The 25,641-nt window shown below is 40.1% G+C and carries 14 protein-coding genes; 1 reads left to right on the plus strand and 13 read right to left on the minus strand.

Annotated elements, in window-relative coordinates; all coding sequences use genetic code 11:
- Nucleotides 1–26: 26 nt before the first annotated feature.
- From BUB08_RS13750 to BUB08_RS13810, 13 genes are all read right to left on the minus strand, one after another.
- Nucleotides 27–731 carry a head GIN domain-containing protein gene (locus BUB08_RS13750; RefSeq protein ID WP_083570770.1) on the minus strand — a complete coding sequence of 235 codons (705 nt, stop codon included), beginning with the start codon at nt 729–731 and terminating at the stop codon, nt 27–29.
- Between the two features lie 114 nt (nt 732–845).
- Entirely contained in the window at nt 846–1,373 is a 528-nt protein-coding gene (rimM, locus tag BUB08_RS13755; RefSeq protein WP_073002617.1) for a ribosome maturation factor RimM, read from the minus strand.
- A gap of 95 nt (nt 1,374–1,468) precedes the next feature.
- Nucleotides 1,469–2,086: a 30S ribosomal protein S16 gene (locus BUB08_RS13760; protein ID WP_073002464.1), complete on the minus strand. Its 618-nt coding sequence runs from the start codon at nt 2,084–2,086 to the stop codon at nt 1,469–1,471.
- 365 nt (nt 2,087–2,451) lie between these two features.
- Nucleotides 2,452–3,912: an O-antigen ligase family protein gene (locus BUB08_RS13765; RefSeq protein WP_073002465.1), complete on the minus strand. Its 1,461-nt coding sequence runs from the start codon at nt 3,910–3,912 to the stop codon at nt 2,452–2,454.
- Nucleotides 3,913–3,915: 3 nt separating this feature from the next.
- Nucleotides 3,916–4,866 (minus strand): Wzz/FepE/Etk N-terminal domain-containing protein, encoded by a 951-nt coding sequence (locus BUB08_RS13770; protein ID WP_073002466.1) that lies wholly within the window; start codon nt 4,864–4,866, stop codon nt 3,916–3,918.
- Between the two features lie 82 nt (nt 4,867–4,948).
- A complete protein-coding gene (gene tyrS / locus BUB08_RS13775; protein ID WP_073002467.1) occupies nt 4,949–6,241 on the minus strand; it encodes a tyrosine--tRNA ligase in 1,293 nt (430 codons plus the stop codon).
- 519 nt (nt 6,242–6,760) lie between these two features.
- Complete coding sequence (locus tag BUB08_RS13780; protein WP_073002468.1) at nt 6,761–7,957, minus strand: glycoside hydrolase family 88 protein; 1,197 nt, start codon at nt 7,955–7,957, stop codon at nt 6,761–6,763.
- 8 nt (nt 7,958–7,965) lie between these two features.
- Nucleotides 7,966–10,788, minus strand: a complete 2,823-nt coding sequence (locus tag BUB08_RS13785; RefSeq protein ID WP_073002469.1) for a T9SS type A sorting domain-containing protein — start codon at nt 10,786–10,788, stop codon at nt 7,966–7,968.
- A 37-nt stretch (nt 10,789–10,825) separates the two neighbouring features.
- Nucleotides 10,826–13,372 carry a heparinase II/III domain-containing protein gene (locus BUB08_RS13790; RefSeq protein ID WP_073002470.1) on the minus strand — a complete coding sequence of 849 codons (2,547 nt, stop codon included), beginning with the start codon at nt 13,370–13,372 and terminating at the stop codon, nt 10,826–10,828.
- A 126-nt stretch (nt 13,373–13,498) separates the two neighbouring features.
- Nucleotides 13,499–14,473 (minus strand): T9SS type A sorting domain-containing protein, encoded by a 975-nt coding sequence (locus tag BUB08_RS13795; protein WP_083570772.1) that lies wholly within the window; start codon nt 14,471–14,473, stop codon nt 13,499–13,501.
- A 215-nt stretch (nt 14,474–14,688) separates the two neighbouring features.
- Nucleotides 14,689–16,413 (minus strand): RagB/SusD family nutrient uptake outer membrane protein, encoded by a 1,725-nt coding sequence (locus BUB08_RS13800; RefSeq protein ID WP_073002472.1) that lies wholly within the window; start codon nt 16,411–16,413, stop codon nt 14,689–14,691.
- A gap of 38 nt (nt 16,414–16,451) precedes the next feature.
- A complete protein-coding gene (locus BUB08_RS13805) occupies nt 16,452–19,616 on the minus strand; it encodes a SusC/RagA family TonB-linked outer membrane protein (RefSeq protein ID WP_073002473.1) in 3,165 nt (1,054 codons plus the stop codon).
- 70 nt (nt 19,617–19,686) lie between these two features.
- Complete coding sequence (locus tag BUB08_RS13810) at nt 19,687–21,303, minus strand: hypothetical protein (protein ID WP_073002474.1); 1,617 nt, start codon at nt 21,301–21,303, stop codon at nt 19,687–19,689.
- Nucleotides 21,304–21,586: 283 nt separating this feature from the next.
- Between BUB08_RS13810 and BUB08_RS13815 the strand changes: the two genes are divergently transcribed.
- Nucleotides 21,587–25,621 carry a hybrid sensor histidine kinase/response regulator transcription factor gene (locus BUB08_RS13815; protein ID WP_073002475.1) on the plus strand — a complete coding sequence of 1,345 codons (4,035 nt, stop codon included), beginning with the start codon at nt 21,587–21,589 and terminating at the stop codon, nt 25,619–25,621.
- The last annotated feature ends 20 nt before the right edge of the window (nt 25,622–25,641 follow it).

The following is a 25,641-nucleotide window of genomic DNA, read 5'->3' on the forward strand; positions in this document are numbered from 1 at the left end:
AGCCGAAACTATACGGAACTGCTTTTTTAAAGTTTTGTTACGGTTCCCGAACCTAAAACCGAGGTGTCAATCTGCGGGTTACCAGCGTATTTTACATTGCCCGAACCGGCAATTCTTGCTTTAAGTTTTTGGGAGGCATTTACTACACAGTTGCCCGAGCCGGCAATTGCAGCTTCTACGTTTTCTGCTTCAAACCTCTCTGCCCTCATGTTGCCTGAGCCCGAGATTGTAACCGACAAATCGTTGGTACTGCCGTTGCCAATGGTAATGTCTCCCGAACCTGAAACAGCAGCTTTAACGCGTTCTGAATCCAATTTTTTCAGCAAAATATCACCACTTCCGCTAACCGCCAGGTCGAGTATGCGCGACTTGATTTTTTGATCTGCTACAATATCACCAGACCCAGAAACCGACAGTGCATTTATTTCGGGAACAGTTACAAAAATTTCAATTTTGCCTGCCTGAAAATTCTGTTTGAAAATATTGTTGGTTTTGAACCGCACAACAAGGCTTCGTCCTCTGACTTCTGTTATCAGCTGATCGAGAACAGACTGTTTGGCTACAATTTTTACGCTTTGTTTTTCGCCTTGCGTGAGGTAAAGATTTCCAGAAATGCGCAATGAAACTTCAGCGAAAGAAGGTACACTTCTTTCTTCGCCTTCGGCAAAAACGGTGTTTACCGCCAGTAATCCAATCATTAAAATGGAGAGGAACAATTGTTTTTTCTTCATGGTAATTTTTTATAATCCTTTTTTTTGACACTATAGTTTAATAATGACGTATGATTTTAGCGGAAGTTGCATCCGAAGGAATTTTTTTTGAACAGAAGTATCGATTGTGACTTTCTAGTCGGTCAGTCCTTCGGGCAGTTTTAGCTGAATTGTCTTTTCCTGCTCATCGAAGTTCAGCAGAAAATCTTCGTTATACGGAACCAAAATTTCGTTCCCGTTGGCGTCAACCGTAAAAACAATATTCCCGGCGTAATCGTCAACATTTGTTATTTCCCCTATTTGTTCTCCGTTCTCGTCCGTTAAACGAAAATGAATAAACTGGGAAAGTGCAAGGTCGTTTTCCTCATCAATAATTTCGTTATTGAAAAGAAAAACCGGGCTGCCTACCAACCGGCGGGCATATTTTTCGGTATCTACCCATTTGAAGATAACCAGCGCTGTTTTGGCCGACTTAAATCGAAATCCGTCTTCGTTGATGAAGAACGGCACAAGCAACCCGTCAATTTCCAGAAAAAACCGTTCGGATTCAGCTACCGACTCTTCAAATTCGGACTCAAATTCGAAAACCAACTCGCCGTGTACACCGTGAGTTTTTCTGATGAAGCCAATTTTCTGGCAGTCGGATTTTGGTATCGTTTCCATTAAATGCAAATATAAGTAAATCAGGTTTTGGAACATAAAAAAACCACCTGCCTTCTGAGCAGATGGTTCTTATTTTCTTTGTGAAAATTTCCTGATTAAGAGTCGGCGCCTTCTTCTTTAGGTGCTTCTTCGGTTTCTGCAGGTTTTTCTTCAGCAGCAGGAGCCTCTTCGGCTTGTGCTTCTTCGGTTTCCCCGGCTGCTTCTGCTGCCTCGGCAGCTTCTTGAGCTTTTGCAGCTTCAGCTTCGGCAGCTAATTCTGCATTTCTGGCAGCAATTTCTGCTTCTTTTGCTTCTCTCAGTTTTGTTTCAGCTTCAAACTGTTTTTTAATAGCTGCATCTTCTTCCCCGGCCAGGCGATCGCGTTTTGCCTGAATCTGGGCTTCTTTTTCAGTCAGCCATTTTTCCAGTCTTTTTTCTGCTTCTTCTTCACTGAAAGCTCCTTTTTTTACACCACCCATAAGGTGTTTTTTGTAGAGCACACCTTTGTAAGACAAAATTGCCTTAACGGTGTCGGTAGGTTGAGCGCCATTTAAAAGCCAGTTGTAAGCTTTGTCAAAATCGAGATCTATTGTAGCAGGATTCGTATTCGGATTATATGTGCCAATCCGTTCAATGTACCTGCCATCTCGTGGCGCCCTGCCATCTGCTACCACAATGTGGTAGTAAGCATAACGTTTGCGGCCATGCCGCGCTAATCTCATTTTTACTGGCATATTTTCTTTTTTTATTTTGAAAAATGTGGGCGCAAAGATAGTATAAAATTCTGTTTGTGAAACCGATTGCTGCTTTTTTTGCCTATTCTTAAAAAACCGATAAGCAATTTCCCACGGGTGTTTTCAGCTACGTTTTTTTAAGCTCAGGAATAATATACTTTTTGTAAAATGCTGGAGCCTGCTAAAAATTTACTTTTCGGAATTTTTTCGGCTTAAACTAACCTGGAAACTATGGCTTTACCCAAATGTTTTAGCGTGAATTTTTTACCGGTTTCAAAAAACGCTTTTCCCCCATTTTATGAAAGCAGTAGAAAGCGTTGAAAAAAGAGATGTATTCACATGTTGCTGCTCCGGCTAAAACCCGACTATTCCACTAAATCGGGGGTGGAATCAGGGGTTTTTCGCGAGTACAAATCGATGGCAACAATCATGGCTGTAAATCCCCAGAACGGAACGGACAGTTTATCGGTATCCAGAAAATTATTAAGAAACCCGTGAATGTAGTAGGTTACCAAACCGGTGGTTGCAGCCAGAACAATGCCTTTCATCCGTTTGTCGGTGAGCCTGCTCCAGGTATGAACCCCGGTGTATATTACAACAATAATTAAAACAAGAAAGGTCACAAGCCCCAAAACTCCCGACTCGGAGAGCGGGCCAAGGTATTCGCTGTGCGCATTGCCGGCGTCGCCTGCATTGGTACTGATAATGGTACGGTCTCTCTTGAGCTGGTATTTGGCGTATTGAAACATGTAAGTACCCGGCCCGTATCCCCAAAACGGTTTCTCTTCAAACATTCTGATTGCACATCCCCAGCGATTGATTCTTTCAAGGTTAGATGCATCTGAAGAGATGTTGGTCATTGACGAAAAATGCTCCGTTAAATTGGAAGACGATTCGTCGGAGTTTTTTTCGAGATACATCACAATCTGCGTCTGAAAGGAAAAAGCCAGCCCAATAAAAACAATTGCAGCTATAAAAATAGGCCGGAACCGGATTTTCAGTTTAATAATTGCCCACACTGTCAGCGCAATTATCATGCTCAACCAGGCAGCGCGACTGTATGAAAGCACAAAAGCCCCTGCCAAAATTGCGGACACAAGCCAGGCTGCGGTTCGTACCTTTTTCGGGTAGCTTTTGCAAAGCGCAAAGAAAAATGTAAACGGGAGGTACATGGCCAGGGTGGCTCCATACGAAGTATGATCGTTAAAAAAAGGCACCATAACGAAGTGAGCTGCCTGCTTGTTTAACAACCCGTACCCCAGATGCCTGAATGTGGTATAAAAAACAACAATAAGAAGTCCGGCAAGGTAAAGCCAGATGTATTGTTCCATCTTTTTCCCGCTAGAGAAAATTTTGGCTGTCAAAAAATAAAAAGCTACAACAAACCATATGCGCGACAATAAAAATTTGAATGACACAACCGGCATGCTGCTCGTTAAGCTGGTAAGAAAAATCCAAAACAAGTTAACATAAATTGCAATGGATACAGGGTGCAGTAGAATTTTCCTGTCGAAACTCCTTTCCTGAATCACTTTAAGTAAAAACAGAACAAGTATGCCAAAGAGAATAGGCTCGGTGGGCAAATACATGTTAAACCCGAACCCCGGAAACAACCTGCTTAGTTCGATGGACAGCGGTGAAAAAAACACAACGAAATAAAGTAGCTTATCAAAAGAGAAGATAGCAAAAAGAGCAGCTCCCAGCAACACCGGAAGCGTGTTCAGCACTATGGTTTCTTTTTCGACTACAAACCATATATTCAGTAAAATAAAACCTACTGAAATCAGGTAGAAAAATGAAATTTTTATTGTGTTGTTTTGAATCACCCGCTATTCGAATTTCCGGTAATCGAGAACAAGAAAAACAAGCAATGCAAGAAAAATGGCAGAGAAAGTAGTAAACACAACGATAAGCCACCGGACAGGATACGATTTTTTATCTGCCGGGAAAGGGTATTCTACTATGTGAGAATAGGTGATATCTTTCTCAAATTCGCTTAAATGAGTATCGTACAACGTAGTTAACGAGTCGATGACTCCGGTTAAGTACTTTAACCGGTTTTCCAAAATACGTGCTTCTGTCCCTTTGTCAGCCAGATTATTGTAGAGTTTTTCAATCTTTTTCAGGTCGCTGCTTCCAGCCCTTCCGTTTGCCAGGGCATTCATATAACCTTCGGTAACCCGCTCGGCCTGGCTTTTAAAATCCAAAATCCCATACTCTTTCTGAATCAAATCTATTTTAGAAATCAGCGTATCCCGTTCCGCAGATCTTTTCTCCAGGTTATTTTTTGAGACGGTGACCATTTCCCAGTCTTTGGCTTTGTGCATTTTTCTCACCTTCTTGTTGTAAAAATTGATGATGGAATCGCACATATCGCTGGCGCGCTGAGGGTCGGCATCCATTACTTTTATTTCAACCGTTTCGAATTTTGTTTTGCTGGCATTTACATTTTTGTTGTATTCGCCCAGCATGTATGTCATATAATGCGGATCGTTGCGGTCAATCCCGTACACTTCGGCGAGGTTAAATGCATCAAACATTTTCTGCTTAATGTCAGTTGAACCAACAATCTCCAGCATCTGCTCGGTTTCCGATTCTTCACTTAATGCCCAAATGTTACTCGGATAAATACGGGCAGTTGATTTAAATTTTGGTTCGATAAATTTTGGCCCGGAAAAAATTGCAGAAAACAAAAAAGCAATTATTCCTACGATAATAAAATGAAATTTGCGTTTCCAGATCAGCTGCAGGATTCGCTGGTTGTCAAAGAAATTATTCATAAATGTGGTTTCAATTTGATAGCACTTAAGCAACGAAAAAGAAAGGGATTTAGTATCAATCCCTTTCAAAAATCTTTCAATACTATGAAACTATTATCAGGGAATAATTTTTCTTCCCTTTTTGGGCTAGAATGTATTTTCCACCAATTAAAAAATTTTCGTTTATAACCAGATTTTCATCGGTTATTTTGTCTTTGTTTATGCTCAACCCGTTTCCTTTTATAGTACGTCGCAATTCGCCTTTAGAAGGGAACACTTCTGTTTTTTCGGCCAGCAGATCTACCACATTAATTCCTTGCTCCAGCTCTGATTTCGACAGGTTGAATTGAGGAACACCCTCAAAAACCGACAGAAAAGTGCTTTCGTTCAATTTGCGTAATTGATCGGCAGTTCCTTTTCCAAAAAGAATTTGAGAGGCTTCCACTGCCATTTCGTAATCTTCTTTTGAATGCACCATTGTGGTAACTTCTTCGGCCAATCTTTTCTGAAGAACACGTGCATGCGGTGCTGCTTTATGTTCAGCAACAAGAGCATCGATTTCAGCTTTGGGAAGTGCCGTAAATATTTTGATGTACCTTTCGGCATCGTCGTCTGAAGCATTCAGCCAGAACTGGTAGAACTGGTAAGGGGTTGTACGTTCCGGATCGAGCCATACATTTCCCTGTTCGGTTTTCCCAAACTTGGTTCCGTCGGCTTTGGTAATTAGCGGAACAGTAAGGGCAAATGCTTCGCCCCCCACTTTTCTGCGAATAAGTTCAGTTCCGGTGGTTATGTTTCCCCACTGGTCGGAACCGCCCATTTGCAGTTTGCAGTTCATGTTGTTGTACAGCCACAAAAAGTCGTATCCCTGAACCAACTGATAGGTGAATTCAGTAAAAGACATTCCTTCTTTGGATTCGGCGCTAAGGCGTTTTTTTACCGAATCCTTGGCCATCATATAATTTACGGTGATGTGTTTCCCGATATCGCGAATGAACTCCAGAAATGAAATTTCTTTCATCCAGTCGTAGTTGTTTACAAGCACTGCAGCATTAGGCGCATCAGTTTCAAAATCGAGGAATTTGGCCAGTTGCTGTTTGATGCATTTTTGATTGTGCCGAAGCGTGGGCTCGTCGAGCAGGTTACGCTCCTGTGATTTTCCCGACGGGTCTCCAATCATTCCGGTGGCTCCGCCAATCAGCGCAATGGGCTTGTGCCCGGCCAATTGAAAATGCTTTAAAACCATTACACCAACCAGGTGCCCGATATGCAGTGAATCAGCTGTAGGATCGATTCCAAGATAAGCTGAAGTAAGTTCTTTTTTAAGTTGTTCTTCGGTTCCGGGCATCGAATCGTGCAACATGCCCCGCCATTTGAGTTCTTCTACAAAATTCATTATAAACAATTTTAATTCGCCATCTTACGAGGCCAAAATGTTGCGCAAAGATAAGAAATGCAGTTGGTAAATTGGAGCCTGAATTTTAAAACGCCAATGTTTTAACAACTGGCAAACAATAGAGCCTGTAATTCAACCAAGAGAGATAGTCTGTTCAGCACTCCTTATTAAAAGGATGTTGACTATTTCTACTGATTTAATGATACCGAAGTTAAAAGTAGCTTCCCCTGAAATAAGAATGTCCCGGCGAATCATTTTTGAATAGTTTTCACCCTTCATGCCCCCTGATACGAAATAAATGTTGTCGACTTAATGAACTTAGTAAGCTAGAACCATGCGTCCGTATAGTCCAAAAACTTTTTCCGGAAAACAACCAGGTTTTTAGTTATATTGATTGCAACAACCATTACTAAAATGGCTGTTGCAATCAGTATAAACTCTTCATAATATTGCCATCGACAATAAGGCTAATTGGTGCCAAACAAAGAGAAAAAACCTGTTGTCAGCAAAAAACAATTCTTAGTTTTTCGCTGATAGTCTTAAAAGCGCTTCAATGTAGTAATAGTCTGCATAGTTTAACGGCACGTCAATTTCATTACCATGTGGTATGCTTCCAACACTATGCTTCAATAAAAAATTTCCGTTTTCACCCGGATTGGCACTATATTCTTCGGACGCCAACGATTTTAAAATATGCTTGGCGTTATCCAGATACTTCCCATTTGTATATGCACTTAGTTCTATCATGGCCGACGCCATAATTGCTGCGGCTGACGCATCTCTTTCAGCATCGGGTATCCTCGGCGCATCAAAATCCCAGTAAGGAACTCCGTCTTCCGGATAGTTCGGATGATTCAAAATGAAATCTGCAATTTTCTTAGCAAAATCAAGATACTTTTGGTCTTTTGTATATCGGTAACACATGGTATAACCATAAAGTCCCCATGCCTGTCCACGAGCCCAGGCGCTCTCATCTGCATATCCCTGAGCGGTTTCCTTGCTTCTTGTTTCTCCGGTTTCGGGGTCATAATCTACCACATGATAAGAACTACCATCTGGTCTGAAATGATTTTTCATAGTTATGTTGGCATGAGCAATAGCTATCTCTTTATACTTTTCATTCCCTGTATATTGAGATACTTCGAATAACATTTCAAGATTCATCAAATTGTCTACGATTACCGGGAACTTCCAACCTCTTTTACTTTGCCAGTTATCTACACAATCCCAGCTCTGAATACAGCCAACTGATTCATTAAAACGCGTACTTAACGATTCAGCAGCATCAATAAGAACTTGTTTGTTCGTTTCATCTCCGGTTACTTTATAGGCTTTTCCAAAAGAGTTATTAAAGATAAATCCCAAGTCGTGGTCGTTAGTCAAGTTTTTATGATGCCTGAATAATTCTTGTGCAGCAACTGCTCCTTTCTTCCATTGTTCGTTTTTTGTGTAGTCATATAACATCCAACAAGTTCCGGGCCAGAAACCTTCTGTCCAGTCGTACCCTTTTCCTATCCAGCGTATGCTTCCATCTTCGGAAATAGAACGGGGTATCTTATTGTTTTCAAGGGCACTTGTTAAAAGCGGCTTCAATTGGTGTTCAATTCGGTCAAAACTATCGGTACCTAAAGACGCAACTGCCTTTTCTGTAAAGACCTGGCTCCACACTATCAACCCGATGGCAACAATACCAACTGCTGCTAAAATCTTCTTCATAATTGTATTTATTTTTTGATTATTTTCTTACTTACTCTTCTGGTTCCATTTTCAATACAACAAACATAGATTCCCGGGGAGAACCCACTTAGATTTAATCTCACCTGTTTTTCTCCGTTTGTTTTTATATGTTTGATGTACAAACACCTTCCATGTATATCTAATATTTTAATGCGAGTTTCAGAATCTGAATTCAACTTTACATTAACTACGTCTGCAAACGGATTAGGCCAAATACTGATTGATTGTGAACCAGCCGTTTTGTTCTCGTCCAGCAAAGTACCAGTCAGGGTATTTGTGTCAATTACTTTTAATCGAAAACCATGTATCCGAAAACTACCGGATGAACTATTGGAGAATACTGAAGCGAGATCTTGATCTAGCTGCCCACCGTTTAAAAATATGTTTAAGTCTTCCACATTGATATACCCTCCTGACAACTCAACTTCAGTTCCGGTTCCCGGGGCGCCAAAGGTTTTGGTTAACGAAGTATTATTTCGATTGACAACGACACCTGTTTCTAATCCTCCTACATACTTTACGCCGACTTCTGCCAACAATACTTTAACCGAAGGCGGAACATAAGTCAGGTCAAGCCCTAACCGAAACCCTTCATTGGGGTCTATTCCATTGGTTCCTCCCCTTACACCCAGTATACCATCATTAGCCCTGTCAATACCTGCCTGCGACAGAATATCTCCGTAGCTGTCTCCGGCACTAGTGTTAGTTGTTCCCATGGCGGCATATCTAAACAGAAACTGTTTGCCCATTATGTCGTCAATATCACTATTACCATATACATTCCACCCGTAGCGACTCGCAAAACCGCCAATGTAAGCATCTCCTGAAGTGTTAATGCCCAACGGAGATTCGTCGTAATAAAGAGTGTTTCCTTCCAGGCCGGTGTTCGGATCTGGTAAATCCAGGTAGATATAATTTGTTGTAACAACAGGTGGTGTCTGTGTGTCTTCTTTCAATGTAACAGTAAAAGTAGCAGTTGAATTTGCTGATAAAACAGCATCAAAACCTACCATGGAAGTACCGGAATTTGAAGTTTCATATGAATTACCCGGATCCGTTGAACGGCTGGCAGTAAGTATAAAGGGAGTGGCTGACGTAAATTTCAGTAACATTCTTTTGCCTCCTTGCGCTAAGCGTATTGTTGAAGGATTAACAATTTCGGCTCGTGCAGGAGTCACCATGTTCCAATACAAGTCAACCGAACCGCTGCCTGTTGTAATTTCATCTACAACTTTAAGGAAGGTTTCATTTTCAATGGACACCTCGCGAGTTGCGCGTCTCACTTCACTGTCCAGATTGAGTGTGTTGGTCAAATCTATTTTCGCACCAAGTTTTGCAGATGTTTGATAGTATTCTTCAAACCAGGCATTACCATTTACATTGTGCCTCTGGTTATTAATTGAAAGGGTATTATGGTTTTTATTGCCAAGACGAAAAACCCCCCACCGCTCCGAATTTTGTGACATATTCCAAAAGTCGACTCCGGCATTCTCTACTGCGGCGTAACTTTGAAGCCCAAAATCCATTGCCCACCTGTACCTGTCAGAATCATAAACAAACGATCCTGCGTCCATGTGAGCGTGACTTGTTGACGCTGAGCCTCCTTTTATTCCAAGGTATTTTTCGTTAGCACCTTCCCATCCGGTACGTACAATTACAACAGGGGTTGTTCCTCTGCCTATCCAGATTTTCTCGGTAGGAGCAGTCATCTTATCCAAAGCAATTCCTTTTCCAAAAATCAGGGCTATTGGAAGAAGCCTGTCTTCGGCAAACGGCTTTAAATAAGCATTCATTCTCAGCAATCTTTTTTCTCCGAAAAGGAGCGATGGATTGTTACTTTTCTTTGCAAACCAAAACATAGCCGGATTAGGACTTTGCAAACTACTACAGTCTGAATAGTTATTGCGAAGCTGCGTTGGCCCACTCATGTACATCATGTATTTGGCCGATTCCATGAATCCGGAATATTGAGACAATCCATAATCTGTTCCCAATGCGCTTTCTAGTGCAGCTAACATCATCACCTGAAAACTTGTTCCGTACCTCCAGTACATTGCCCCTTCAATATAATTGCCATCAGGGCCATATTCGCTTAATGGAAGTGACATCGATTGCAGAGCCTGTTCGATTATTGCAACTGAAGCTGATTCTTCATGTTCAAATATCGCCAACGCCCCGTATACCAATCCGGCATTACACACCTGATTCCAGTTATTGGTTGCATTTAAGAACCACTGCCCGGAAGATGTATCAAAAGCTTTTGTAACAATTGCTTTTCGCACGTTCCGTTTTGTAGCCTCCTGCAAATTATCGTATAACCAGTCGTAGCCAATAGATACAGCCATACACATTTCTCCAACATCGAGGTAGTGAGATGGATTCCAGTCGGCAAATGCGCAAACTGTATTGATTTCGCTTTCTGCTTTATTCAGATATTGAGAATTGCCAGTCAGACGGTAGCTATACGAGAGATAAAAAATACGACGCAATGCCTCTCGCGATACTGCCAAAAGCCTTTTCCCTGCTTTTTCATACTTCAAACCATCCAGTACCAACATACCATCACTCTGTGTAATAATAAAATCGTGAAGCTGTTGCATGCGTGCAGATTGAGCAATTGCTTGCTGAAGATCCAGCAAGTCAGAATTACTCATTAACAAACGCGGATGGGCTGAAATGTCAGCAAAGAGTGAATTGTTTTCTGAGACTTTGCCGGCTGAGACTGCTGCAATAGCATTGTTTTGTGCCGAAGTCACCAAACTTAACAACACAAACATTACCCGAATCAGTATTCTCGCGAGATTTTTCATGGAGAAAATTTTAATGCCAATGAGTTTATTGAAGATATCAATTCTCAGTTACCCTGAATTCAAATGCAGCAATTCTGTAAGAACCCCCACCCGTGCTAAATACCGATGCAATTTCGTTGTATTTCTTTCCTCCTTTAACTACAATGTTTAAATCAGAAATATCAGTAAACTCTTTCTCTGAATTAGCTGTTACTTTAACAAATGCAGCATTGCTTTTATCTCCGCCACTTAAGCTCTTCATCCTGCCCGCTTCCTGACGGTTAACAATTATACACGATTCTGTTCTGTCAAAAAAGGTGAGTTGAATCTTGGTTAGTTCAAATGTAACTGATGGATCTATTTCACTTAGATCCAATCCGAATATGTAGCCCTCATTATTCTCTATTCCATTGTTTTCACCACCTCTGATTCCAAGTTGCCCGTTGGCTGCCCGGTCAATTCCTGCATCCACAAGACCAGAGTCTTCAATACGTTTTGCGCTTATAATAAAAGAGAAGGATTTGTCGACAGCTGATGGAATTGAGACCATACCGTACGGAGTCCAATCGGGCTTTTCCTTGGCAAAAACATAGCCGTCGCCATCGATGCCAAATGGAGAAACATCCATAAAAAAATTGTCGCCCTCTGAGGCTGTGCTCGGATCGGGTGCATCCAAAACAATTGTATTTTTCTTTAGCTTAATGTCTGACGGCCCTTCGGTGAGTGTGACCGTAAATTTGGCTTTTTCTCCGGCAGGTACTTCTGCATCAAACCCCACCATTACTGTCCCAATATTTTTGTGGTTATAGTCTTCGTACTTTCTATTGGTAAAATCGCATTTAACGGTAGAAGGATTTTCAGACTCCCGAATTGCTATTTTGAAAGATGTTTTTGATTGAACTTTCAAAAACATCGTCTTCCCTTTTTGCGAAAGACGGATTGTATTTTTATTGACCTTTTCAGCCTTTGATGGCGTTACCATGTTCCACCTTATTTTTACCGCTTCTTCATTCGCTTCAATTATATCTTCAACTTTCAGGTAAGAATCTTTTACAATAGTAACTTTTCTGGTAGCGTTTTTTACTTCATTGTTTAAATTCAGCACATCCGTTAAATCCACTTTTGCACCTAGTTCGTCTCCATCATCGTATGTTTCAACTATTTTTGCCCGGCCTTCAATATTATGTTTCTGCCCATTGATGGAAATTGTATTATGATTTAAATTGTTGTACCTAAACACGTCCCAACGCTGCGAGTTTTGTGTCATGCTCCACAAATCGACACCTTCGCTTTCCAGCGTACCATAACTTTGCAGGCCAAGGTCCATAGCCCATCGGTTTCGTCCCACATCGTATACAAAAGTCCCCTGGTCCATATGTGAATGCCCGTCAGAAGCACTTCCTCCTTTAATTCCCATGTATTTTCCCTTGGTTCCCTCCCAGTTGGTTCTTACAATAGTAACAGGGGTTATTCCATGCCCGGTAAAAGTTTTAACATTGGGTTTCGGAATGTTTTCAAGGTTTATATTCCTCCCGAAAACAATGGCATTGGGCAAAATCCGTTCTATATCGGAAGATACCTTCTTTGTGTAACCACCATCTCTAATCATGGCTAATTCCTGATAGACAAGTGACGGATTATTCAATTTATCAGCAAACCAAAAAATGGAAGACCTTGCCGTTTGCTCTCGTCCGCAGTCGTAATAGTTGAAGTATTCTCCCGACGGACCGCTTGCAAACACAATATATTCAGCTGTTCTCATAAACCCAGGAGCCTGAGACAAACCATTATCAGACCCTAATGCGCTTTCCAACGCAGCGATTAACATCACCTGAAAAGAAGTTCCATAATTCCAGTAGCCTGGACCTTCGGGATAGTTTCCATCCGGAGCAAAAACTTCTAACGGAAGACGATTGGACACCAGGGCTCTTTCGATAATAGCGATACTCTGTTCGGGTTCATCTTCCATAATAGCCAGGGCACCAAATACCAACCCGGCGTTGCACACCGAATTCCAGTTGCTATGTTTATTCAAAAACCAACTGTATTTTTCAATATATGAAGGTTTAAAGGCTTTCTCAACAATCGCTTCGCGAACATTTTTCTTGGTTTCTTCCTTTAACCCATCGAACAACCAGTCGTAAGCAATTGCAACCGCCATCGTCATTTCTCCAATATCCAGAAAGTGTGAAGGATTCCAGCTTTCAAAGTCAGCAATAGTATTCAGCTCGAGCTCTGCTCTTTCGAGGTATTTAGTTTCTCCGGTAATACGGTAGCTGTACGAAAGGTAGTAGAGGCGGGTAAGCGCAATGCGCGAAACCCACAATAAACGTTTGCCTCGCTTCTCGAAATGAACAGGCTTCTGGGATAAAATCACATCGCTCTGTTCAATAATGTAATCGTTAATTTTTTTAAACTCCGGGGTTGATTTCACAACCGTTTTTACGGTTTGTTCTCCACTACGATTCAGCAGTAAACGAGGATGATCGGCTATCTCTGAATAATTGTAGGAATACTCTTCCTGACCTTTGCTTTTTATAGTAAATGCTAAAAGCAAAGCCAAACAAATTAGTATACTTCGTTGATTTATGCGATAAACTTTCATATTAGTAGTAAAATTTAAATGGATCATCCTTATTAGCAAATTGCTACTGCCGTTATAAGCAGCAGTAGCAATATCTATCTGTCAAAACGCTAGGAAAACATAAATTCAATAAACAATATGTTACTATTACTTTTTAACAACCTTTTTAGTAATTGTAGTGGTACCATTATTTATCTTGCAGAAATATATGCCTGATGGCAAATCGCTCGCGTTGAGCGTCAAACGGGATCCTGCTGTTTTATATTCCTTTTTTACCAACTGACCGTTTATGTTATAAAGTTCTGCGGATAAGCTATTTTTACCTTCTATTGTTAGAACACTATTAAAAGGGTTCGGGTAAATAGTAAATTCATTTAATCCCATATCGTTAATGCCCGTAGTTCGATTATCGATCACTTCCAGTCTGATACCCAGAATTCTAAAATTACCAATACCTCCGCTGTTATATGCCATCACCAGATGAGGGGTTGAGGTTCCCCCCTTAACCGTGAGGTCGAAAGAAGATATATCTACCGTGCCATCACCATTGGGAAGTTTTACTTCTCCATCATCATTTGCGTCACTTGCGGTTATTGTATTTTCCTTGTTCAACAAACTGGTTACAGTTGCAATCTCTCCACCGCCCATGTACTGAAATCTTATTCCTGTTAACCGAACGCTGACAGTACTGGGGATATCAGCGAGGTCTAGTCCAAAATAAAAACCTTCCATTTCATCGATACCATTACCTGCACCGCCGCGTACGCCTAATTGTCCTGTGCCTGCACGATCGATTCCTCGCTGTTCAATCATCTCGGCAAAAGAAGTTCCGTCTAGGTTAGTTACTTCAAAAGCCCCAAAGTCGATGTTGAAGGTAGTATTGAGCGCATTGGGCAGTGTTACAGTCCCGGTTACAGTCCAATCATCATAAGCATCATCAGTACTGTTGGTTACGACTCCTTCGCCATCAATGCTTATCGGCGATTTGTCACTATAAAACGTATTGCCTTCGGAGCCGGTACCTGCAGCTTTTAGAGTGATTACATTGTCCTGAGCATTAAGAGCCATACATGCACTAGTTGCAAATACTAATGCCAAAAATCTAGAAGTAAAATTTTTCATAGGTAACTGTTTTAATTAAAAATTTGAATTATTTGTATTTACACTGTTTAACCAATCCCTCAGCCCCGGATACTGCCTTTTATGATGGTTGCGCTGTTTCCGGTTCCGTCGGGATGCGGTTATTCAGCTAAAATTGTGACCAGTTAAAAAAGAGTATACACTCGCCCTTAATTTGGTCTGTATTCTTTTTATTGTTGCCGAAGGCTCATCTTTTTTTACCATCCTGTACGTTGGTCTAGCTGTTGGTTTATTTGAACCTCCTGCAGCGGGTATGGTAATAACAGGTGTTTACTTCTGTTAAAACTATTGCCTGCTGTAAGAAATGTTTGATGGTATTGGTTATTACTTACATAGCTGGGATCTGTTCTGATGATATTATTCGTTTCTTTCAGTTTGTCTTCCAGAAGATCCCATCTGATTAAATCCTGTTTTCTCAAGCCTTCGAAGCATAATTCTCTCAAGCGCTCATCTACTATTTCATTAAAAAAATCGTCATGGGCAGTGCTGCCAAGATAGGGTTCTAATCCGGCACGCTCTCTTACTTTATTGAGGCACTCTACTGCGTCAGAAGCTGCACTTTGGCTTCCGAATCGTCCACCAATAGAAGCCTCTGCATACATTAATAAAATGTCGGAGTATCGTAATATCGGAAAATTGATGCTGGTATAGTTTGCGTCAGTGGCCGAGCCCGGAGTATTGTTAAGAATAACATATTCAGCCCCAGGGATGCTTCCTGCTGCTTTAAGAGCATCCATGTCTACCGGCTCCCATCTGCGAAATTTTCCGGGAGCATACTCCTGATGAAGTGGCATATCGAAAATATATCCCATAATGAACCCTTGCGCAGAAGTAGAATATTTATTTCGGTAACCTGCAATATTCCATTCTCTACGCTTATCTTCAGCTGAATATTTATAATAAAGTGGAAGCGCAGCATTTATTTTACAAAATCCTCTGGGAATATCTAAGGTACCAACAAACTCTACCCCATTTATATTCCCCAGGCGTCCACTCACATGTATTCCTATATCTTCCAGATTACCGAAAGATATTTCAAAGAGTGATTCTTTTAAATCGTAATAATCCTGCAGATAAGACATAAAATGGTTTCTGTAACTATCAGAATCGACAGATGCAGGCGTGAGATCATGCCATCCGTCTGTTATTACAATATTGCATTGTTGTTTTGCCTGTTCAAAATATTGTTGATTATTTTCGAAATAGCAACTCGCATCATCGGCCTCTAAATAAGGCTGATACCCCCCCATGCGAAGATATAATCTTGCCAACAAGCCATGGGCTGCCATCTTATTAGGCTCTCCGGGCACATATGAAGCATCCTTGGAATGATAAAGATGTTCTGCTGCAAATAAAAGATCGGTTTCTACCTGCTCATAAACCTTTTTTACAGGAGACGGAGCAATATTATTATCTTCCTGAGAATAGCTAGGCGTCAAGCGGAGGGGAACCGGGCCGAACCAGTTAGCCAGATTGAAATAGCAGAAACCTCTATAGAACCGGGCTTTTGCTAACAAACGGTTATACTCGGCAGTGCTGAACATTGAAGGCTCCAGGTTAACTTCAAAAAGATTTACCAATTGAATACAAGTATAAAATTTCAACCAGGCATTCTTTATTTCATCATTAGATGATGTGTGTTCATATTTTGACGCCCCCCAGGTGTTATTTCCGTCGTTGGTATAACTTTCATCGGTGCCTCCTTCCATTAACACATTAAAATTCCATCCATAAAGGTCGTCGTGTGCCAACACTCCATAGATGCCTGACAGAGCCATGTATGCTTCGGCCTCGTTTGCATAAAAATCTTCTGCTTTCCAGTTGGAGGAAGGTTTAACATCCAAAAATTTTTCCTGACAACTATTGCTTGTTATAAGCAACAGAAGTGATATAGCAGCGATAATAATATTATTGTTTTTCATTTTATTCTATTTTAAAACTATTACACTTCAGATTGATTTTAGAAAACGATATCAATGCCACCTGTTATAGCTATGCTTTGCGGATATGCAGAGTAATCCAGTCCGGGAGTTAAAGCGCCATATCTTCCAACCGATACGTCAGGGTTATATCCTTTGTACTTTGTCCATGTATAAAGATTCTGAGCTGAAACAGAAAGTCTGCATCTATCAACATTGAACTTCTTTAATACCTTTCTTGATAAATTATACCCCAAAACCACTGTTTTCAGTTTCAGGTAAGAGCCGTCATCTATGAAACGATCATCAAGTTTATACCCGTATGGAGTAGTAAGGTTAACACCATTATAACGTATTCCGGAAACATCTGTATCTGTATTGGTGGGAGTCCAGATGTTTGCTAATTCAGACAGGCCATTTCTTGTGTTCTTATAAAAACCACCGAACTCAGCCTTGTTTCCATTAAGTATATCAAAATCGTAAGCCCATTGAAACAATACTTGTAAATCAAATCCTTTATAACTTATGTTATTGGTGAATCCGCCAAAATGTTTGGGGTGTGGGTTTCCGATAATCACGCGGTCTTTTTCATCGATAACGCCATCGCCTGCATCTGCAATACCGTCTCCGTTGGTATCAACGGTCAGCTGATCTTTGAATTTCGCCATGCCTGGCTGCATTTGAGAACGGTATGTTGGCACCCCATCTTTTAATTGATAGCCGCTACCACTAGTCACAATAAAGTCTTCTAACTGATATAAACCATCAAATTCTAACCCGTACATCATTCCCACAGTGTGTCCCACTCTGGTTACGTACTGATACTCCGATTGCATAAACTGAGTATCCCACCTGGGGTCAATAAGAATTTCCTGCTGACCACTGTTTAATTTAACTGTTTTGGTTCTGTTGAACGATATATTGAAATCTGTTGACCATTTGAATTTTGATCTTTTTATAATGGTATTGTTCAATGATATTTCGATCCCTTTATTTTCTACTTCGCCCACGTTTTGCTGCACCCTGTTAAAGCCTGAGCTGGGAGCCATTTCCGCATCCAGCAATAAATCCTTTGTACGCTTATGATAGAGGTCTACAGTTCCATTCACCAACTGATCAAAGAAACCAAAATCAACTCCCAGGTTTGTTTGCGCTGTGGTTTCCCATCTTAAATCAGGAACAGCCATATTGCGTTGATAAGCTCCGGGCGAATAATCCTGATTTGGCCCCAAAACATATCCGCTAGTTGTTCCAACGGCCAGTAGATTATATGCATCAAAATCTCCTATCCTGTTATTACCTGTTAACCCGTAACCTGCGCGAATTTTTAAATTAGAGATGACATCAACCGACTTTAAAAATGCTTCTTCTTTAATTCTCCATGCAGCAGAGAACGAAGGGAAATACCCCCAACGATTTGCCTTTTGGAATTTAGAAGAACCATCAGTCCTCAGGTTTAATGTTAATAAGTAGCGTTCGTTGTAATTGTAATTAACACGACCAAAATAAGATAGCAAAGTACTCCCTGACTTTCCGGATATGGCTATTGTAGAACCAGTTGCAATCCCGATGTTATCAATTCCAAAAACATCTGTTGGTAAGTTTGTATTTTCTAAAGATGAAATTTTGAAAGTTCGGTGCTGTGCCTCAACACCAATTAATGCCCCAAAAGAACTTTTCCCAATTTTATCTTTGTACCTCAAAGTATTCGATGTTGCTAATGTTGTATATCGCCGGTTAGCAATATTGCCATGTATCCCTTTGTCAGTCCTTGAAGCTTGCTGTGTGTCAGCCCGATAAAAAATACTCTCTTCCCGTATGTTTCTCCAATAGCTGCCTTTCACATCCAAAGTAAATTTTTCCCAGAAACTATAGTTTAAAGCTAAGTATCCGCCAATTACATCATCAGCTCTTTTGCGGTCTGTGTTATTAAGCGTTTTTACCGGATTATATAAATAAGGATCCTGATCGATAGCATATTCTTCATCATCTCCGCTCCAGTTAATCGGATCCACCGGTCTGAAAGTTACTGCATCGCGAATAACGCTAGAGGCAGTATTTCCTGACACTTGCAATCCCGATCTAATGTAATGGTCATAACTAATCTGCCCGGTAAATTGCAGATTATCGGCTATCTTCTGATTGAATTTCAACCGGTTATTAAACTTTTCAAAACCGGTAGTAATTAATGTCCCGTCTTGTTTTAAGTAGCTTCCACTATAATATATTGAGCTGTTCTGGCTACCTCCTCCAATAGAAAAGTTGTAATCCTGAACTACTGCAGCACGGAATATTTCGTCCTGCCAATTGGTTCCTTTAACATTTTCATAGTTTTTCGGGTCCAGCCAGTTGGTTTCGAATATCCTAATATACTCTCCCGGGGAATAATTATCATTGGCGTAGGCTATATTTTTTTGATATTTTACATATTCGTAAGGAGACATCACTTCCATTCTGTTAGGTATGTATTGTACACCTAGCGAGCTGTGCATTTTTACTTCAACACTACCATCTGAACGCCCACCATGGGTAGTAATTACAATAACACCATTTGCTCCTCGTGCTCCATAAATGGCGGTTGCCGATGCATCTTTCAGAATGTCGAAATTTTTAATATCTCTCGTGCTAATGCTCGCCGGGTCAAAATCTTCCATAGGAAATCCATCCACAACATATAAAGGAGAATTATCTCCGGTTATTGAATTTCCCCCACGAATTACAATGTTAAGCCCTTCGCCCGGGGTTCCATCCGTTGACGTAACCTGCACTCCGGACACACGACCTGCCAGAGCCTGGTCGAAGTTAGTTGTTGCAGTTTTTGCAATATCATCGGTATTCACTTTTGCAACAGCGCCTGTTAAATCTCTTTTCCTTACAACATCATATCCAACTGCTACTACATCCTCAAGCATAATTTCTGATGTTTTAAGAACAACATCTATTGAGCTCTGATTGCCTACCTTGATTTCTACGTTCTCGAACCCGATAAAACTAAATTGTAAGATATCTGATGATTTAATATTGTTGAGCTTATAGCTTCCCTCAACATCAGTTATAGTACCAACAGTACTGCCTTTAATAACAATGTTGGTTCCGGGAATAGGTAACCCGTTGACATCTTTTACAACTCCGGTAACTGTTTTCTGTGCAAAAACAGCTGATGTGGATAATATAATTAGTATGAATACTATTTGAATTCGTTTCATGGAGATATTTTTTCCACAAGAGCTATAAATAGCCCTTGTGATAGTTTTTAATAGTTGTTTGCAAATGTTATTAATCAGCTATTTCTGCTGCTCTGTAATAGAAATCAGATAAAAAGAAAACACCGCCTCTGCCAGGGATAGTTGAATTATTTAATAACTCACCCTCGAAATAAGAGGCTACCTTAAAGGCAACGGTAAAGGTTTTACAAGTTTTATATTCTGAAATGTTATAAGTACATTTTACCCATTTTCCATATACATTTCTTCCTGCAACTTTTCTTCCTTCAGGGTCAGGCCCGGTATTATCACCCGGATATGGAGTGCCAATAAATGGCTCACCCCAGGGAGCTCCTGCAGGTTTTCCATTGCTGGAAACCCCCGCTCCAATCTGGCAAGCTATCTGCTCGTTAAGTTTCTTCCATGTTCCGTTTATCCAATTCCCATTCCCGTCCTGAATGTCTCCTCCTGTATAATCGGTTGATATATATACTTCCAGATCATTCGGAGCCCTGCCATCTTCCATATATCTTAAAAAAGAAGCATTATAATAGTAATTAAAGGATAGATCGTACCCATATTGAAAAGCTGACAGGTCTTGTGTACTGGTTACACACCACGACTGTGTTGGCTTCGTAACACCAGCACTATTGAATGTCTGCGTTTCCAAAACCGTTTGAGCGGTGTTTTTTTCCGGTCGTTGCGAGGGTGTTTCCAGGTATCTGCCATTGCTGTTATCAACCTCTCCCCAAATATCATCGCCATTACCGGGGATGTCTACTTGCACCGAAAAACCATCTCCCCCGGAGGGTTTCGAGCCCGAAGTCTTTAATGTCGGGTAGAAAAAATTTATAGTATCTACCGGCATTTGTTCTGCCTGGTTGGTTACAATAGCGATTAAACTATTACTAAAGCTAACCAACTCTCCACTTATATTATTTACAACATTAATAACCGGGAACAAAGTGTCGTATCCTGAGTAAACATAATCAGGCGATAATGAAACGACTCCGGTTGAAGGGTTAATTACCAGTTCCTCTTTATTAGCTGCCAACTCAAAAGTTACATCTGCATTGGCAGAAGGCAGTAGAGGTACACTTGTTTTACTCTCTGTATTTCCATATACCAGGTTTTGATTTTTGGGAGAGTAAATGAGATAGCTGGCCAGCAAAGGCTCAATGTTTAAATGAAAAACATCATCAAAAGTTGTAGAGAAGACCTTTCCTTCATGTTGGGTAGTTGCCTTAACCGAAAAATAGTAATCACCGACGGTGAAGCTGTTACCATCTGCAATGGAAATAACGCCGTTGTTTGATGTATTTAATGCAGAAACAGACCGAAGAGTATCTCCATTTTCATCTACTTTATTGTTGTATGAATTATCCAATCTCATAACAATAGTATCAAATTGGGCAATACTTACATATTGCATGTATGACTCATCGAGCAGTGTGCCATCATCTTTTCTTCCGGCCACAATTTCGTACATGGGGGTTAATCCTCCGGTGTTAATCGAAGGAACTCCGGACGATATAGCTTTCCCTTCACGGGCATTTTTAATATCCATATACTTTAACCCTGTTGGATTGCCAAATGAATCTAACGGCACATCATCCATAAATGTATTTTCTATACATGAATACAAAGCAAGGAGGGATATAAAGAGTAGTAACTTTAGAGTAGGTTTCATTTACATAATCATTTTAATTGGTTGACTGATTTATTCACATCCTGAAACAAATATAGAAGCATATCTTCCAACAGAAAATGCAAAATTCTCCCAAATATGTAGACTATTGTTCAGACGCCATATATACCTGATAATGAACACAAAATTTATTATCATTCAATAAATACCCAAACGATATTACCCATTATTAAAACGTTAATACACCCACTTCGCACAATCTTTTCTTATTTTTGAAGCCTTTTAATACGGATTGAGAGTTTTTTTGTAAACAAATGTTAATCCAATGAAGTGGTTGCCACATATTGTATTTCTGTTTTTAAGTGCTGCTATTTACGCACAAAACATCTCTTTTCAACACTTGGGGATCAATGAAGGATTATCTCAAAACTCTGTTTCGTCAATTGTGCAAGACAGCCTGGGACGTTTGTGGATTGGTACGAGAGATGGGCTAAATATATTTGACGGCACAACTGTTGAAAGTTTGAGACCTATACGTGGCGACTCAACCTCATTATTGGGGCATTTTGTAACAGATATAGTTAAAGATGGGGCTTCCTTGTGGGTTGTCACAAAAAACGGACTGTCTCACCTCAATATAAAAACATTAAAATTCACGCAGTACCCAATAACTGATTGCGAAACTGTGCTCCCGTACCGGGGAGAAATTTTAGTTGGCACAAAAAGCGGGTTATACAAGTTAAATACGTGTACAAAACAATTAAGTCCGTATTCCCAAATATTGAATGGGAAGTTTAATTTACAGCATCTGTATACAGACCAATCCGGACTTTTATGGATAGGAACTGTTCAGGGCGCATACCTGTACTCTCCGCATCAAAATAAAGCCACCAGAGTTTTAGGCAAAAACACAAAATACTTATTTAGTGATTCACAAAAACGCACCTGGGCTGGCACTTATAACGACGGTATCTATTTACTTGATAACAAACAACAAATCATTAAACACTTCACCCATAAAAAAGAAGAACCTTCGTCAATTATAAACAATATAATTCGCGACATAAACGAAGACACTAATGGAAATATATGGGTAGGAACTCTCGAAGGGCTAAGCATTATCGACGGGGGTAACTACAGCGTCACTAACTACAGCCACAAAAACAACGACCCTTCATCTTTGTCACACAATAGTATTTTATGTATTCTCCGCGACAACCAGGGAAGTATGTGGCTGGGGACCTATTTTGGAGGGATAAACTACTACAACCCGAGCTTCGCTATATACAATAAGTACACAAGCAAATTAAACATAAATTCTGAGTCAAATATTGGATTTAACATCATCGGAGAAATGCTCGAAGACGACGATAACAACCTTTGGATTGCGTCGGAAGGCAACGGTGTTGATTGCTACAGCAGAGAGCATAAAACATTCACTCACTACCCTTTGAGCATAAAACCGCTGGCACAAATACCCACAAATGTTAAAGCACTGACGTTTTTGGACAAGACTCATCTGATGATAGGAACACACCTGGGTGGATTGATTGTTCTAAATACTAAAACCGGATCGTTTAAGACATACCTACCCGATAATGAAAACGAGTACTCCATTTCCGGAAATATCATTGAAGATATTATCCCTTTCGGAGATGTGTTTCTTTTAGGCACCAATAAAGGCGTTGAAACTTTTGACCCCAAAACGGAAAAATTCAGCCACCTGATTATTGACGCTGCGACCAGCCAACCTTTTACCAAACGAATTACTTGCCTGTATGAAGACAGTTATGGTGTGCTATGGATCGGAACATTAGAACAGGGATTGTATGCCTACCACAAAGAAAAAAAGAAGCTAAAAGCCTACAAATCATCGTCTACCGATTTATCAACTATCAGCTCAAACAACATATCGTGCGTTTATGAAGATCACTATTTCAGATTATGGTTTGGAACGCATGGAGGAGGCCTTAATTTGTACAATAAAGAGCAGGATTCGTTTAGCGCTTTAAACGTGAGCAACTCAAATATTCCCAGCGACTTTATTCAGGGAATTAAAAAGTCAAAGCAAGGAAACATCTGGGTTGCAACCACTAAAGGGCTTTCCATATTGGAAGTAGACAACCGCCATTTTATTAACTACTCAACACAAAATGGATTCCCTTTAGGTGAACTTAATCATAGAGCACTCTATTTAACAAACGACGGAGAGGTATTTGCCGGTGGCATTAATGGGCTTGTCTCCTTTAAAGAAGAAGCACTACTCAAACAATCAAATCATTTCAATACAATTTTTTCCTCGCTCAAAGTAAACGGAGAAAGAATCTCGCCCAATGACAGTTCGGATATCTTAAAAGAAGATTTACCATATACAAAAAGTATCAGACTAAAATCAAGTCAAAACTCTTTTACAATACAATACTCTGCCTGTAACTACATAAGTACCAGTAAAAGTAATTACAGATATAAACTTGAAAATCTTCATGACAATTGGATTAATGCCGGAAACAACACAACCCTTTCTTTTTCAAAACTACCGCCGGGAGAATATAATTTAAGAGTACAATCGATTGATAATGATGAAACCACTATTATCGATGACGATAATCTGAAGATAATTGTAGAACCCCCAATATATTTAACCTGGTATGCTTTTCTTCTATATATAAGTGTTTCTGCTGGATTAGCCTGGGGATTAAACAAATTGTACAGGGCACGGTTAAAAATAACCAGCCAACTAAAATCTGAGCTGCAGGAAAAGGAACAAATAAAAAAAATGAATAAAGCGAAACTCAATTTTTTTACGAATATATCGCACGAGTTCAGAACTCCTTTAACCTTGATAAACGGCACGTTGGAAGCCATTCAGGAAAACAAAAACACCTCTCCGCAAAACCTAGAACTTGTTAACAAGACCCTGATTAACACGAAGCGCCTCAATAATTTAATTGATGAACTGCTTGATTTCAGAAAGTTGGAATACGGGAAAAGTGTTCTGAAAGTATCTCAGGTTGAGATTAACGGATTTCTCGAAGAAATATTCAAGGTATTTAAAGACAATGCTCAGTTCAGAAATATATCGTATCAACTGAATCCACTATCGAGCAACAGTTCTATATGGATAGATTCCAGGCAGATGGAGAAGGTATTTTTCAATATCATATCCAACGCTTTTAAATTTGTAACCGACAAATCAGGCAAAATAAAAATAGAAGCAGTCGAACATAAAAAACACGTTGACATATTAGTTAGTGATAACGGAACTGGTATTTCTTCTGAAGAGATTGACAACATATTTGACCCTTATTTTCAGGGCAAATATTCCAATCCTCAAAAAAACAGAATTGGAAGCGGAATTGGCTTAGCATTCTCGAAAAGCATTATTGACGAACACAAAGGTAGAATTTCAGTAACAAGCTTATTAGGAGAAGGAACAACAGTAAAAATAAGCATTCTAAAAGGCAATTCTCACTTTAGCGAGAATGTACTTGTGGAGAACCCCGAAAACATTGTTTTTAGTAAAACCGGAAATCAAATTTCTTCTATTCCGAAGCACAAAGCAAAATTAACTCAGGCACCAGAAAATGCACATACTATTCTTATTGTAGAGGACAATAAAGATGTTCAGGATCTTTTGTATTACATGTTCTGCCCTGATTATAAAATTATTACAGCCGACAATGGAAAAGAAGGTCTGGACATAGCCATCGAAAAACAACCTGACTTAATTATTTCGGATGTAATGATGCCGGTGATGTCGGGGACAGAAATGTGTAGTATTTTAAAGCGAAACATTGACACTTCACACATACCCATCGTTTTGCTGACAGCGAAAGCTGCTCCCAAATATCACATAAAAGGGTTAGAGACCGGAGCCGATGACTATATTTCTAAACCCTACAACGGAAAAATTCTGAAAACTCGTATTAAAAGTATTATTCATAACAGAATGCTTATTCAGCAGAAGTACAAATTTGGTTCTCATTTAAAAATCAGCGAAGTAACATCCTCTGTAATCGACCAGAAACTGCTAACCAAGGTTGAAAGCATTATTACAAACCATATTGATGACCCGGAATTTAATGTTCAGGATTTTGCCGAGGAAATGAACCTTAGCCGGTCAAAACTCTACCAGAAAATCAAAGGGTTAACCGGACAAACTCCAAACGATCTAATTCTTTCTATGCGTTTAAAAAAAGCTGCGGAGCTGCTTACAGAGCCTGCTAATGATTTTACTGTAGCTGACGTCGCCTATAAGGTTGGGTACACTGATCCTCGGTATTTTAGCAAAAGTTTCAAATCACATTTTGGCGTTTCTCCTACTAAATACGGGAAAAAGAACAGTGTAATAGCAGTCTGATGTCTGGCGAATTCTTTAAC

Source organism: Mariniphaga anaerophila (assembly GCF_900129025.1).
GTDB lineage: Bacteria > Bacteroidota > Bacteroidia > Bacteroidales > Prolixibacteraceae > Mariniphaga > Mariniphaga anaerophila.

Coding starts and splice junctions, on each gene's coding strand:
- BUB08_RS13810 (WP_073002474.1), bottom strand. CDS start 21,303: ATGAAACCTACTCTAAAGTTACTACTCTTTATATCCCTCCTTGCTTTG.
- BUB08_RS13770 (WP_073002466.1), bottom strand. CDS start 4,866: ATGAATAATTTCTTTGACAACCAGCGAATCCTGCAGCTGATCTGGAAA.
- tyrS (WP_073002467.1), bottom strand. CDS start 6,241: ATGAATTTTGTAGAAGAACTCAAATGGCGGGGCATGTTGCACGATTCG.
- rimM (WP_073002617.1), bottom strand. CDS start 1,373: ATGGAAACGATACCAAAATCCGACTGCCAGAAAATTGGCTTCATCAGA.
- BUB08_RS13800 (WP_073002472.1), bottom strand. CDS start 16,413: ATGAAAAACAATAATATTATTATCGCTGCTATATCACTTCTGTTGCTT.
- BUB08_RS13760 (WP_073002464.1), bottom strand. CDS start 2,086: ATGCCAGTAAAAATGAGATTAGCGCGGCATGGCCGCAAACGTTATGCT.
- BUB08_RS13790 (WP_073002470.1), bottom strand. CDS start 13,372: ATGAAAGTTTATCGCATAAATCAACGAAGTATACTAATTTGTTTGGCT.
- BUB08_RS13795 (WP_083570772.1), bottom strand. CDS start 14,473: ATGAAAAATTTTACTTCTAGATTTTTGGCATTAGTATTTGCAACTAGT.
- BUB08_RS13750 (WP_083570770.1), bottom strand. CDS start 731: ATGAAGAAAAAACAATTGTTCCTCTCCATTTTAATGATTGGATTACTG.
- BUB08_RS13780 (WP_073002468.1), bottom strand. CDS start 7,957: ATGAAGAAGATTTTAGCAGCAGTTGGTATTGTTGCCATCGGGTTGATA.
- BUB08_RS13815 (WP_073002475.1), top strand. CDS start 21,587: ATGAAGTGGTTGCCACATATTGTATTTCTGTTTTTAAGTGCTGCTATT.
- BUB08_RS13785 (WP_073002469.1), bottom strand. CDS start 10,788: ATGAAAAATCTCGCGAGAATACTGATTCGGGTAATGTTTGTGTTGTTA.
- BUB08_RS13805 (WP_073002473.1), bottom strand. CDS start 19,616: ATGAAACGAATTCAAATAGTATTCATACTAATTATATTATCCACATCA.